The following is a 13,567-nucleotide window of genomic DNA, read 5'->3' as shown; positions in this document are numbered from 1 at the left end:
TTGGGGGATATCTGCTGAAACTGCGCCAAACATTTCCGTAGCCGACGGTCTTGTTGCATAATCGCCACAATGCGTTGCATAGGTCGACGCAATCACGGTCCAGTAGGCGGCATGGCGAATCAGGCGGGCAAATTCAGGCGATCCACTTTTCCGACGGCGGCCGGCGGCGATGGCCGCCGGCTTCTCGCCTTGCCTGGCATTGTCGCCGTGGTTGGCGCGCTGCTGACGGCCGGTGTCTCCTTCGCCATATTGGTCGGCGCGACGCCGCTCACACCCAATGAGACGATCACGCTGACCGTTATCGGCGTGAATGCTGCTTTCATTCTGTTCCTGGTCGCGCTGATCGTGCGCGAGGTGCATCGCATTTTGTCGGCGCGACGGGTCGGCAAGGCCGCGTCGCGGCTGCATGTGCGCATCGTCACCATGTTTGCGCTGGTGGCGGCCATCCCCGCCATCACGGTCGCGGTCATTGCCTCGATCACGCTCAACATCGGCCTCGATCGCTGGTTCGAGATGCGGACGAAAACCATCGTCAACTACTCGCTCTCCATCGCCGACGCCTACGTCCAGGAAAACGCGCGCAACCTGCAGGGCACGACGCTGTCCATGGCTTACGACCTGGACAATGCGCGCACGCTCTACAATCTCGACCGCACCGGCTTCCGCAACTTTATGAGCCAGCAGGCGGTGGGCCGCGCGCTGGCCCATGCGGCACTCATCAATGCGGACGGCTCCTTCGTAATGACGGCGCAGACGCCGGCCGATTTCGCCATGCCCGAGCCGCCGGCCGGGGCCGCGGCGGAAGCCGCCGAAGGCAAGGTCGTCCTGATCGAGCCGCGAACCCGCAACATCGTCGGCGCCATCGTCAAGCTGCGCGAGCTCGACGGGCTCTATCTGTACACGATGCGCCTGGTCGACCCCGAGGTCATCAAGGCGCGTGAGATCGTGCGCGCCAACGCGGACGAATACAGGGGGCTGGAGGCCAACCGGCGTACATCGCAGGTGGCCATTGCGCTGCCTTATCTATCGCTCACCCTGATCGTGATTCTTTCTGCGATCTGGACCGGCATTGCCGTGGCCGATAGGCTCGTCCGGCCGATCCGGCAGCTGATTGGCGCGGCCGACGAGGTCGCCACCGGCAACCTCGACGTCTCTGTTCCAGTGCGCCCTTCCGACGGAGACGTCGCGTCGCTGGGCGACACGTTCAACAAGATGCTTTTGCAGCTGAAGTCGCAGCGCGACGAGATTCTGGGGGCCAAGGATCTTGCTGACGAGCGGCGACGCTTCTCGGAGGCCGTTCTGGAGGGCGTGACCGCCGGCATTATCGGCGTCGACCCGTTCGGTACGCTCACCATCGTCAACAGCTCCGCCGAAAGCATGCTGGCGATTTCGGCCGAGGCTTCGGTCGGACAGAACCTGTCGGTGATCCTGCCGCATGTCGGTCGCGTATTCGAGATCGCACGAACCTCGCGACGCCGGGTCTACCGCGAGCAGGTCACCTTCTACCGCGCCGGGGCAGAGCGCACGTTCAACGTGCAGGTGACGATCGAAGAGGGCGACGGCGAGGAACAGGACAAGTCCTACGTCGTGACGGTCGACGACATCACCGATTTGATGCAGGCGCAGCGGTCGTCCGCCTGGGCCGACGTAGCCCGCCGCATCGCCCATGAGATCAAAAACCCGCTGACCCCGATCCAGCTTTCCGCCGAGCGCATCCGCCGGCGCTACGGCAAGGTGATCACCGAGGATCGCGAAGTGTTCGATCAGTGCACGGACACTATCATCCGCCAGGTCGAGGACATCGGGCGCATGGTCGACGAGTTCTCGGCCTTCGCGCGCATGCCCAAGCCGGAGATGAAGAACATCGACCTGCGCGAGCCGTTGCGGGAGGCCTCGTTCCTGGTCGAAGTCAGCCGTGCGGACGTCGCCTTTGAACGTGATTTCGGAAGCGAGCCGCTCAAAGGGACCTTCGACAGCCGTCTCCTTTCGCAAGCCTTCGGCAACATCATCAAGAACGCCTCGGAGGCGATCGATGCGGCCGAACGCGGGAACGGCGAAAAGGGAGCCATCCGGATCCAGGCTCGGCGCGATGGCTCGATGATCCGGGTCGATGTGATGGACAACGGCAAGGGGTTGCCGCGTGAAAACCGCCAGCGGCTCCTCGAGCCTTATATGACGACGCGCGAAAAAGGGACCGGCCTCGGCCTCGCGATTGTCAAAAAGATTGTCGAAGACCACGGCGGCCGGTTGGAGCTCCACGACGCGCCGGCAAATTTTCACGAGGGGCGGGGTGCAATGGTCAGCATCCTGCTTCCCGCGACCGCCGAGGCCCCGACGCCGAAGCGAGATGAAGAACGTGCTGAAAACGAACTGAAAACTGAAAAGGTCGGTAATGGCATCTGACATTCTTATCGTCGATGACGAAGAAGATATCCGAGAGCTCGTCGCCGGTATTCTGAGCGACGAAGGTCATGAAACGCGGACGGCCCACGACGCCGACAGCGCTCTGGCTGCAATCGCCGATCGTGTCCCGAGGCTGGTTTTCCTTGATATCTGGCTGCAGGGATCGCGCCTCGACGGACTGGCGTTGCTGGACGAGATCAAGGTCATGCATCCCAACCTTCCGGTCGTCATGATCTCCGGTCACGGCAATATCGAAACGGCGGTTTCGGCGATTCGGCGTGGGGCCTATGACTTCATCGAGAAGCCATTCAAGGCCGACCGGCTGATCCTCATCGCCGAACGGGCTTTGGAGACCTCCAAGCTCAAGCGCGAGGTGTCGGACCTGAAGATGCGCAACGGCGATTCGTTCGAGCTGATCGGGATGTCGTCGGCCATGACGCATCTGCGGCAGACCATCGAGCGCGTCTCGCCGACCAACAGCCGCATCATGATCGTTGGCCCATCCGGCTCCGGCAAGGAGCAGGTAGCGCGGGCCATCCATGCCCTGTCGTCGCGCAAGAACGGCCCCTTTGTTTCCCTCAACGCCGCGACAATCACGCCCGAGCGTATGGAGATCGAGCTTTTCGGAACCGAATCCAACGGCGGCGAGCGCAAGGTCGGCGCGCTGGAGGAGGCGCACCGCGGCATCCTCTATCTCGACGAGGTGGCCGACATGCCGCGCGAGACCCAGAGCAAGATCCTGCGGGTGCTCGTCGACCAGCAGTTCGAGCGAGTAGGCGGCACAAAGCGGGTGAAAGTGGATGTTCGGATCATCTCCTCCACCGCGCAGAACCTGGAAGCCATGATCGCCGAAGGGCGTTTCCGCGAAGACCTCTATCATCGCCTGGCCGTGGTGCCGGTGACGGTGCCGGGGCTCGCCGAGCGACGCGAGGACATTCCCTATCTCGTCGACGGCTTTGTGAAGCAGGTTGCACGCCAGGCAGGGATCAAGCCGCGCCGCATCGGGGACGATGCCATGGCCGTGCTGCAAGCGCACAACTGGCCGGGCAATGTGCGCCAGTTGCGCAACAACATCGAGCGCTTGATGATCCTGGTGCGCGGCGACGATGTTGAGGCGCCGATCACCGCCGACCTGCTGCCTTCGGAGATCGGCGACGTCATGCCGCGCGCGCCCAACCAGTCCGACCAGCACATCATGGCATTGCCGCTGCGGGAAGCGCGGGAGATGTTCGAAAAGGAATATCTGATCGCGCAGATCAACCGCTTCGGCGGCAACATCTCGCGCACGGCGGAATTCATTGGTATGGAGCGGTCGGCACTTCACCGAAAACTCAAATCGCTCGGAGTTTGAGATTGTATCATCCGCATAACCGGCCGGCAGCCTAGAGATGCGCGTCATCATTTGCGGCGCGGGACAGGTCGGCTACGGCATCGCCGAGCGTCTGGCCGCCGAGAAAAACGACGTTTCCGTCATCGACACTTCGCCGGAGCTGATCCATGCCGTGCGCGATGCACTCGACGTGCGCGGCTTCGTCGGGCACGGCTCGCATCCAGAGGTGCTGGAGGCAGCCGGGGCGCAGAACGCCGACATGATCATCGCCGTCACTCTCTACGACGAGGTGAACATCGTCGCCTGCGAGGTGGCGCACGCGCTTTTCAACGTGCCCATGAAGATCGCGCGCATCCGTGCCCAATCCTATCTGCGGCCGCACTACCAGGACCTGTTCTCGCGCGAGCACATGCCGATCGACGTCATCATCTCTCCGGAGATGGAGGTGGGCGAAATGGTGCTGCGGCGCATTGCTCTGCCCGGCGCCACCGATGTCGTGCGCTTCGCCGACAATAACATAGCGATGGTCGCGATCGAGTGTCTGGAGGATTGCCCGGTCGTGCATACGCCGCTGGAGCAGCTTTCCGATCTGTTTCCAGACCTGCCGTCGACGGTTGTCGGCATCACCCGCGCCGGCAACCTGTTCATCCCGCACTCCGCCGACCGGCTTGAGCCGGGCGACATAGCCTATGTCGTAACGAGCAGGGAGCAGGTGCGCCGGACCCTGGGCCTTTTCGGCCATGAGGAGACGGAAGCCACGCGAATCGTCATCGCCGGTGGTGGCAATATCGGGCTCTATGTCGCCAGCATCATCGAGCAGCGGCAGCCGCGCACCAAGATCAAGATCGTTGAATCGTCTCGCGAGCGTGCGGTCGCCGTCGCTGACAAGCTTCGCCGCAGCGTGGTTCTCAACGGCAGCGCGCTGGACCAGAAGCTGCTGTTGGAAGCCGATATCCAGAATGCGGATCTGATGGTTGCGCTTACCAACAATGACCAGGTGAACGTGCTTTCCAGCGTCATGGCCAAGCGACTTGGTTGCAAGGCCAATCTGGCGCTGATCAACAACCCCACCTATCAGGATCTGAGCAAGTCGCTCGGTATCGACGCACATGTGAATCCTGGCTCGGTCACCATTTCGCGCGTGCTGCAACACGTTCGCCGCGGGCGCATTCGCGCCGTCCATAGCGTTCAGCGCGGCGCGGCTGAGATTATTGAGGCCGAGGCGCTGGAGACATCGCCGCTGGTGGGCGCCTATCTGCGCGATCTCAACCTGCCCGAGGGTACGCGCATCGGCGCGATCTACCGCGGTGGGCAGGTTCTCAAGCCGAGCGGTGGATCGAGGATTCAGCCAAGGGATCGGGTGGTCATTTTCGCGCTGGCCGACGCTGTACGTCATGTCGAGCAGATGTTTCGCGTCAGTTTGGAGTTCTTCTAGGGGGATATCGCGCGGCGAATTCGGCACGAAATACAGTTCAGCGGGGCGGCTGCGACTCTGCCAGAGTCGGACTTTTGTCGCACCACGGCTTTTTGGCGTTGCGGAAGAAACGCCAGCCTGATAACCGCTTAAGTGGAACTGCTTCAAAAACAACTCGTTCTGCTTGTCATGACTATGACAAGAGAGTGGTTTGCATGGTTGACAGGGGCCGATAATTTTGGCGCAGTAGCCTGCAAATCGACGGGGCTCGACGAAAGATAAGAAAAATGGCGGAACGTACGCAAAATCTTCAGGATCTCTTCCTGAACTCGGTTCGTAAAAGTAAGAACCCACTCACGATCTTCCTTATTAACGGCGTCAAGTTGACCGGCGTGGTGACGTCGTTCGACAATTTCTGTGTGCTGCTGCGCCGCGACGGGCACTCCCAGCTCGTCTACAAACATGCAATCTCCACCATCATGCCGAGCCAGCCGGTTCAAATGTTCGATGGTGAGGAAAACAGCCAGGGAGCCTGATTGGCCCAAGACAGACACGCCGGAAACGGCGAGCGCGGACCCGGACCGAACGGTTCGGGTCGCACGCCTGGTGAAAAATTGACAAGCGCTGTCGTTATCGTGCCCGTTCTGACGCGCCCACAGCGCGGCGAGGACGACGCGAATCGTCCGCGTATGACACGCTCGTCCGAAGCCCGTCTCGACGAGGCGGTTGGCCTGGCCAGCGCCATCGACCTTGATCCTGTTTATACTGCTGTGGTGACCGTGAACGACCCACGTCCGGCGACGCTATTGGGCAGTGGCAAGGTCGACGAGCTTGCCGAGGTGGTCAAGGACGCCCATGCGGAGTTGGTGATCGTCGATCATCCGCTTACGCCAGTGCAGCAGCGCAACCTGGAAAAGGCCACCAACGCCAAGGTCCTCGACCGTACCGGACTGATTCTGGAGATTTTCGGCCGGCGTGCGCGCACCAAGGAAGGTACGCTGCAGGTCGACCTGGCCCATCTCAACTACCAGAAGGGCCGACTCGTGCGCAGCTGGACCCACCTTGAGCGCCAGCGCGGCGGCGCCGGCTTCCTTGGCGGCCCCGGCGAGACGCAGATCGAGGCGGACCGTCGCGCGCTTCAGGAAAAGATCATCAAGCTCAAGCGCGAACTGGAAACGGTGCGCCGCACCCGCGACCTGCACCGGGCCAAGCGTCGCAAGGTGCCGTTTCCCGTCGTCGCGATCGTCGGCTACACCAATGCCGGCAAATCCACGCTGTTCAACCGCCTGACCGGAGCAGGGGTTCTGGCCGAGGACATGCTGTTTGCCACCCTCGACCCGACTTTGCGGCGGGTGCGCCTGCCGCACGGCACGCCGATAATCCTGTCCGACACGGTCGGCTTCATCTCCGACCTTCCGACGCATCTGATCGCCGCTTTCCGCGCCACGCTGGAAGAGGTCGTGGAAGCCGATCTCATCATCCATCTGCGCGACATTTCCGATCCCGATACGGCGGCTCAAGCCGAGGATGTCGAACGCATCCTTGCCGATCTCGGAGTCGACCCGGCGGATGACAAGCGAATCGTCGAGGTGTGGAACAAGGTCGACCGCCTCGACGAGGGCAATCGCGCAAGGCTTCTCGCCGAGAGCGCCAGTGGCAAGCCTGCGCCGCCCATTGCCATCTCCGCCATAACCGGAGAAGGCATCGACGCACTGACGGCGTTGATCGAGGAGCGGGTCTCGGGAGAGCTAAAGCCGGTGACGGTGCAGCTTGCACCAGACCAGTTCGGCATGGTCGACTGGCTCTACCGAAATGGCGACGTCACCGAGCGGGTGGACAACGAGGACGGCAGCGTCACGATCTCGATGCTGGCGACGGCCGCTGCGTGCGAGGAAATTGATTCCAGATTGCGGCGTAAGGGGAAGGGCTAGCGGCCTATTCTGCGCCCTTTGCCTCCTGCCAGAGTGCTTCCATTTCCTCCAGGCTAGCCTGCTCAAGGCTCCTTCCGGACTTTTCCAGCGCGCGCTCCACATGGTGGAACCGCGTGCGGAACTTTTCGTTCGTGCCGCTCAGCGCGGCCTCCGAGTCGATCTTCAGGTGTCGGCCGAAGTTGACCAGCGCGAACAGTACGTCGCCGAATTCGTCCTGGATCGCGGCCTGGTCGGCCTTGCCCATCGCCTCGCGCAGTTCCCCAATCTCTTCCTCGATCTTGTCGAGGATCGGTGCTGCTTCCTTCCAGTCGAAGCCGACGCGCGCCGCCTTTTCCTGAAGCTTCAGTGCACGAGTGAGGGCCGGGAAGGCCAGGGGTACGCCGTCAAGGAAGCCGCTGCCGTGGTCCTCCGGGTGGAGGCCGCGGGCCAGGCGCGCCTCACGTTTTTCGGCCTTCTCCTCGGCCTTGATCGCTTCCCACATGCCCTTGGCCATGCCAGCGCCGCGAGCTTCCTCGTCGCCGAAAACATGCGGATGGCGGCGGATCATCTTGGTCGTGACGGCATCGACCACGTCGCCGAAATCGAACTCGCCGGCTTCTTTGGCCATCTGCGCGTGGTAGACCACCTGAAGCAGCAGATCGCCCAGTTCCTGGCGAAGGTCATCGAAGTCGCCACGCGCGATCGCATCGGCAACCTCATAGGCCTCTTCGATCGTATAGGGCGCGATCGTCTCGAAGTTCTGCTCGATGTCCCAGGGGCAGCCGGTAACCGGCGCGCGCAGGGCGGCCATGATTTCGATCAGGCGGGAAATGTCTTTGGATGGTTGCATGGCTCTATGCTAGCCCCGTGATCTTGCAGCGGACATGGCCGGCGGGCGAGGGAACAACCACAGGCACCGGCCGTCATCAATGATGGAGGCGTTAAAGCCGATCGCTCATGTCGCCGCAATAAAATTGAGCTTGGGTTTCTGCAATATCTGAAGCTCGCTCGGCTCACGTCCGCCGATCGCCGCCAGCAGGAGCCGGCCCATCTGCAGTCCGGCGTCAGCGATGTCCTCGTAGATCGTGTCGACCTGGGGACGGATGAGGTCGAACAGGCCGGACGTCTGTTTGGCGACGATACCGACATCGTCGCCCGGCCTCAGCCCGCGGTCGCTTAGTGCGGCCATGACAGCAAGCGCGGAAACTTCGCCGCCGCAGACATAGCCGTCGGGCGGATTGGGTTCGCCCGCGCGCCGAAACACATACGCCTGAATATCCGCTGCCGGACTGTCGAGATCCACGCCTTCCACCAATTCGAAGGTGACGCCGGCCTCCCGCACGGCGCTCATGAAGCCGTACTGGATGTGCTGGAAGAAGGTGAAACGGCGCGGCGGCAGTATGATGGACAGTCGCTTGCGGCCGCCGGCGATCAGGCGCTTCGTCGCTTCGTAGGCAAAGCTGAAATTGTCGAAGTCGACATAGGGGTGAGGGGCACCGAGTTCCGTGCGGCCGTGGCAGACGAAAGGAAACTCGTGCTCGAGCAGCAACTTCACCCGCTCATCGAACGGCTCGGTGCGCGAGAAAACGATGCCATCGGCCATCTTGTTGCGCATGATGTGGCGCACCGGATCGAGGCTCGGCACATTGGCGAAATGCGGCGTGACGACGAGGTGATAGGGCGTATCCCGGAGCGCCTCTGTAAGGCCGCGGATCAGCGACGTGCTGAAGCCGAGTATTTCCTCGTGCGGGTCCAAAACGAGGGTGATGACGTTGGTGCGCCCGGTGCGTAGCCTCTGTGCCGCACGGTCTGGCAGATAGCCGATTTCCTCCGCCACCTGCCGTACTTTCTGGCGAGTCTCTAGCGCAATCTGCGGCGCGCCGCCCAGCGCCCGCGACACGGTCGTCACGGCAAGGCCGGTCAGTTCGGCAATCGTGCGAAGCGTCGGCTTGGCTGTCGTGTCCTCGCTTGCCTCGCGCTTTCCGCCTCTTTCGCCACCGTCCATCGGCCCTGCCTTGTGTAATGCTGCGCGCCTCTTGCGCATTTATAACGTTATAAATTGAAACCCGTTGCCTGAAAAGGCGGCGTCGACAGGCGCTTTATCATGATTAAAGTCATATTGTTCAAGGCGATATCGAGCGGATCGGGCAGAAACGGCCCAACGTCTTGACATCACCCTGATTTATATCGTTATAAATTCACAGCTGGCGCAAATTGCCGCCAAGCCATCTGGGGAGGATTCCATGTCACTGCGTACGATCACAAAGCTTGCCGCCAGTGTGGCGCTCATTGCCCTGACGTCGGGCGCCGCCAAGGCCGCCGACAATGTCGAGGTTCTGCACTGGTGGACGTCGGGCGGAGAAGCCGCGGCGCTGGAAGTGCTCAAGAAGGACCTTGAATCCAAGGGTGTTACCTGGTCCGACATGCCGGTTGCCGGCGGCGGCGGCGAAGCAGCCATGACTGCGCTGCGCGCCCGCGTCACCGCAGGCAACCCGCCCACGGCCGTGCAGGCGCTGGGCTTCGACATCACCGACTGGGCCAAGCAGGGCGTCGTCGGCGATCTCGGCGAAGTCGCCAATGCCGAGGGCTGGGACAAGGTGATCCCGACCGCGCTGCAGAACTTCTCGAAATATGACGGCAAGTGGATCGCAGCACCTGTGAACGTGCACTCGACCAACTGGGTCTGGATCTCCAAGAAGGCGCTCGACGCCGCTGGCGGTGCGGAGCCCCAGAACTGGGACGAGTTCGTCGCCATGCTCGACAAGATGAAGGCAAACGGCATCACGCCGCTCGCCCATGGCGGTCAGCCGTGGCAGGACGCGACCCTCTTCGACGCGGTCGTGCTGTCGCTCGGCACCGACTTCTACAAGGCATCCATGATCGACAACGATCCGGCGGCGCTGAGCGGCGACAAGATGAAGGAAGCCTTCAGCCGCATGGAGAAGCTGCGCTCCTATGTCGACGACAACTTCTCCGGCCGTGACTGGAACCTCGCCTCGGCGATGGTCATCGAAGGCAAGGCCGGTGCGCAGATGATGGGCGACTGGGCCAAGGGCGAGTTCCTCAAGGCTGGCCAGAAGCCCGGCACCGACTTCGTCTGCATCCGCTTCCCGGGCACGCAGGGCGCCGTCACCTTCAACTCCGACCAGTTCATGATGTTCAAGGTGGGCGAGGACAAGCAGAAGGCGCAGCTCCTGATGGCCTCGGCTATCGAGGACCCGAAGTTCCAGTCGGCCTTCAACGTGGTCAAGGGCTCGGTGCCGGCCCGCACCGACGTGCCGAACACCGACTTCGACGACTGCGGCAAGAAGGGCATGGCCGATCTCGCCGAAGCCAATGAGAAGGGCACGCTGTTCGGCTCCATGGCTCACGGCCATGCCGTTCCGGCCTCGATCAAGAACGCGATGTATGACGTCATCACGCGCCACTTCAACGGCGACCTGTCGACCGACGAGGCGCCTGCCGAACTCGCCGCCGCTGTCGCGGCCGCGAAGTAAGCGCATGAGCCTGCCGGCGGGGCGCGGTTCGCGCGCCGCCGGTGACTTTGGGAGCGTTTGAACAACCGTCCGGATGCTCCTGTTTTTCCAACGCAAATACGGTGGCGATGCTGCCGTTTGCGGGGGGACGGATAATGCCGACACGCAATCAGTTGCAGTCCATCGTGCCCAAGCTGGTGCTGGCGCCCAGCTTCGCCATGATCCTGCTCTTCGTCTATGCCTTCATTCTCTACACCGGCTATCTGTCGCTGACGGATTCGAAGATGCTGCCGTCCTACGGGCTGGTGGGCTTCGAAAACTATTCCAAGCTTTGGCAGCTCCCGCACTGGTGGCGGGCGCTGACCAACCTGGCGATCTTCGGTGTGCTCTACATCGCGGTCTGCTCGGTGCTGGGCCTGTTCCTGGCCATCCTGCTCGACCAGAAGATCCGGGCCGAGGGTTTTCTGCGCCCGATCTATCTCTACCCGATGGCGCTGTCCTTCATCGTGACCGGCACCGCATGGAAATGGTTTCTCGACCCCGGCATCGGCCTGGAGCACACCATGCAGATGTGGGGCTGGGAGAATTTTTCCTTCACCTGGATCAAGGATCGCAATCTGGCGATCTACACGGTGGTGATGGCCGCGGTCTGGCAGTCGTCGGGCTTCGTCATGGCCATGTTCCTGGCAGGCCTGCGCGGCGTCGACAACGAGATCATCAAGGCCGCCCAGATCGACGGCGCCTCGACCACGACCATCTACCGTCGCATCATCATCCCGCTGATGCGGCCGGTGTTCCTGTCGGCCTTCGTCGTGCTCGCCCACCTCGCCATCAAGTCCTACGACCTTGTCGTGGCGCTGACTGGCGGCGGGCCGGGGCAGGCGACCGAGTTGCCCGCCACCTTCATGTATTCCTACACTTTCACCCGCAACCAGATGGGCATCGGCGCATCGTCTGCGGTGATCATGCTGATCATGATCTTCTCCATCATCGTCCCGTATCTCTATTCGGAACTGCGGGGAGGGCCGCGCCAATGAGCCAGCCTTCATCCGACAACGCCACGCAGGTCAACCGGCTTACGCGCGGGCTGATCTACATCGTGCTCGTGCTGTTCGCGATCTACTACCTGCTGCCGCTCTATGTGATGATCGTGAACTCGGTGAAGCCGCTTTCCGAGATCCGGGAAGGCAACATGCTTGCCCTGCCGAAGGAATTCACGCTCGACCCGTGGTTCACCGCCTGGTCGACAGCGCAGATCGGCGTTCAGGCGACCGGCCTGAAACCGTACTTCATCAACTCGATCCTCATGGCAGTTCCGGCGGTGGCGATCTCGACACTGCTCGGCGCGCTGAACGGTTTTGTCCTGACCAAATGGCGCTTTCGCGGGGACAATCTTGTGTTCGGGCTGATGCTGCTGGCCTGCTTCATCCCGTTCCAGATCGCGCTCATCCCGGCCGCGCGCATCCTCGGCATGCTCGGCCTTGCCGGCACCACGCGCGGACTGATCCTGATCCACGTGGCCTATGGCCTCGGCTTCACCACGCTGTTCTTCCGCAACTATTATGCTGCGTTTCCGACCGAACTGGTGAAGGCCGCGCAGATCGACGGCGCCAGCTTCTTCCAGATCTTCTGGCGCATCCTGCTGCCATCCTCGGCGCCGATCATCGTGGTGACGGTGATCTGGCAGTTCACCAACATCTGGAACGATTTTCTATTCGGCGCCTCCTTCGGAGACTTCAAATCGCAACCGATGACGGTCGCGCTCAACAACCTCGTGTCGTCCTCGAGCGGCGTGAAGGAATACAACGTCCATTTTGCCGGCGCGATCCTGGCGGCACTGCCGACATTGGTCGTCTACATCGTGTCCGGCCGGTATTTCGTGCGCGGCCTCATGGCCGGCGCGGTGAAGGGTTAGAGCATGTCGTTCCTGCAAATCCGCAATCTCGAAAAGACCTTCGGCAATGTGAAGGTGCTGAAGGGCATCGATCTCGACGTGGAGGAGGGCGGTTTCCTGGTTCTCGTCGGGCCTTCCGGCTGCGGCAAGTCGACCCTGCTCAACTCCATCGCCGGGCTGGAGGCAATCACTGGCGGCTCGATCAGCATCGGCGGAAAGGTGATCGACGGGCTGCATCCCTCGCAGCGCGACATTGCGATGGTGTTCCAGTCCTACGCGCTTTACCCGAACATGACGGTGGCGGGAAACATAGCCTTCGGCATGGAGATCCGTGGCGTGCCGAAGCCCGAGCGCGAAAAGGCCATCGCCTCCGTTGCGGACATGCTGCAGATCGGTCACCTGCTCGACCGCAAGCCGAGCCAGCTTTCCGGCGGCCAGCGCCAGCGTGTCGCCATCGGCCGGGCGCTGGTGCGCAATCCGCAGGTGTTCCTGTTCGACGAGCCGCTTTCCAACCTCGACGCTAAGCTGCGTGTCGACATGCGCACCGAGATCAAGCGCCTGCACCAGCGCATGGGCACGACCATCGTCTATGTCACGCATGATCAGATCGAGGCGATGACGCTGGCAACCAAGATCGCGGTGCTGAAGGACGGCCTGCTGCAGCAGTCGGGCACGCCGGCGGAAATCTACAACAACCCGGCCAATCTGTTCGTCGCAGACTTCATGGGCTCGCCGGCCATGAACCTCATCCCGGTGACGATCGCCAAGAACGGTTCAGGTGTCTCCCTCTCGACACATCGCGAGGAACAGGAACCGCTCGTCCTCGGCGTGCCCAATGCTCCATCCGGGCTTGCCGCGCATAACGGCAAGGAGGTGATCTTCGGCATCCGCCCCGAGGCGCTGACCGACCGCGACGGCGCCGACCGCAATGCCACGAACGTGGCCGAGAGCGAATGCCTGATCGAGGTCGTGGAGCCGGCTGGCTCCGATACGTTCGCCGTGACCCGGCTTGGCCGCAAGCATGTGACCGCGCGACTGCGCGCCGACGCAAATGTCGCCGCCGGCAAGAGGATGAAGCTGGCATTCAATCTCGACAAGGCAGTGTTCTTCGATCCTGCCAGCGGCCAGCGCATCGTCTGA

At 62.3% G+C, this 13,567-nt stretch carries 11 protein-coding genes; 9 read left to right on the top strand and 2 right to left on the bottom strand.

The window, feature by feature from the left end; genetic code table 11:
• Window positions 1-111: 111 nt before the first annotated feature.
• The 5 genes from ABLE85_RS19325 (at window position 112) to hflX (ending at window position 7,078) form a co-directional block, all read left to right on the top strand.
• A complete protein-coding gene (locus tag ABLE85_RS19325; RefSeq protein ID WP_348794337.1) occupies window positions 112-2,403 on the top strand; it encodes a PAS domain-containing sensor histidine kinase in 2,292 nt (763 codons plus the stop codon).
• Window positions 2,393-3,754, top strand: coding sequence for a sigma-54 dependent transcriptional regulator (locus ABLE85_RS19320; RefSeq protein WP_348794336.1), 1,362 nt, complete (start codon window positions 2,393-2,395; stop codon window positions 3,752-3,754). Before ABLE85_RS19325 ends, ABLE85_RS19320 begins: the two co-directional genes overlap by 11 nt.
• Window positions 3,755-3,791: 37 nt before the next feature.
• Window positions 3,792-5,168, top strand: coding sequence for a Trk system potassium transporter TrkA (gene trkA / locus ABLE85_RS19315; protein WP_348794335.1), 1,377 nt, complete (start codon window positions 3,792-3,794; stop codon window positions 5,166-5,168).
• Between the two features lie 266 nt (window positions 5,169-5,434).
• The gene (gene hfq, locus ABLE85_RS19310) at window positions 5,435-5,683 is read left to right on the top strand and encodes an RNA chaperone Hfq (RefSeq protein ID WP_348779593.1); all 249 of its coding nucleotides are present in this window, start codon (window positions 5,435-5,437) and stop codon (window positions 5,681-5,683) included.
• Between the two features lie 108 nt (window positions 5,684-5,791).
• The gene (gene hflX / locus ABLE85_RS19305; RefSeq protein ID WP_348794416.1) at window positions 5,792-7,078 is read left to right on the top strand and encodes a GTPase HflX; all 1,287 of its coding nucleotides are present in this window, start codon (window positions 5,792-5,794) and stop codon (window positions 7,076-7,078) included.
• Between the two features lie 4 nt (window positions 7,079-7,082).
• On the opposite strand, the gene mazG is transcribed toward hflX, so the two are convergent.
• Together mazG and ABLE85_RS19295 are read right to left on the bottom strand one after the other, a co-directional pair.
• The gene (gene mazG, locus ABLE85_RS19300; RefSeq protein WP_348794334.1) at window positions 7,083-7,907 is read right to left on the bottom strand and encodes a nucleoside triphosphate pyrophosphohydrolase; all 825 of its coding nucleotides are present in this window, start codon (window positions 7,905-7,907) and stop codon (window positions 7,083-7,085) included.
• A gap of 105 nt (window positions 7,908-8,012) precedes the next feature.
• Window positions 8,013-9,062, bottom strand: a complete 1,050-nt coding sequence (locus ABLE85_RS19295) for a LacI family transcriptional regulator (protein WP_348794333.1) — start codon at window positions 9,060-9,062, stop codon at window positions 8,013-8,015.
• A 238-nt stretch (window positions 9,063-9,300) separates the two neighbouring features.
• Here ABLE85_RS19295 and ABLE85_RS19290 point away from each other — a divergent pair, with 238 nt between their 5' ends.
• From ABLE85_RS19290 to ugpC, 4 genes are all read left to right on the top strand, one after another.
• Entirely contained in the window at window positions 9,301-10,554 is a 1,254-nt protein-coding gene (locus ABLE85_RS19290; protein WP_348794332.1) for an ABC transporter substrate-binding protein, read from the top strand.
• 134 nt (window positions 10,555-10,688) lie between these two features.
• Entirely contained in the window at window positions 10,689-11,570 is an 882-nt protein-coding gene (locus ABLE85_RS19285; protein ID WP_348794331.1) for a sugar ABC transporter permease, read from the top strand.
• On the top strand, window positions 11,567-12,448 hold the full coding sequence (locus ABLE85_RS19280) for a carbohydrate ABC transporter permease (protein ID WP_348794330.1): 882 nt from the start codon (window positions 11,567-11,569) through the stop codon (window positions 12,446-12,448). The genes ABLE85_RS19285 and ABLE85_RS19280 overlap by 4 nt, the downstream gene beginning before the upstream one ends.
• A gap of 3 nt (window positions 12,449-12,451) precedes the next feature.
• Complete coding sequence (gene ugpC / locus ABLE85_RS19275; RefSeq protein WP_348794329.1) at window positions 12,452-13,567, top strand: sn-glycerol-3-phosphate ABC transporter ATP-binding protein UgpC; 1,116 nt, start codon at window positions 12,452-12,454, stop codon at window positions 13,565-13,567.

This window comes from Mesorhizobium sp. KR1-2 (assembly GCF_040045035.1).
Taxonomy (GTDB): Bacteria; Pseudomonadota; Alphaproteobacteria; order Rhizobiales; family Rhizobiaceae; genus Pseudaminobacter.
The sequence above is the reverse complement of the archived record's forward strand: the minus strand, read 5'-3'. Positions and strand labels throughout refer to the sequence as shown.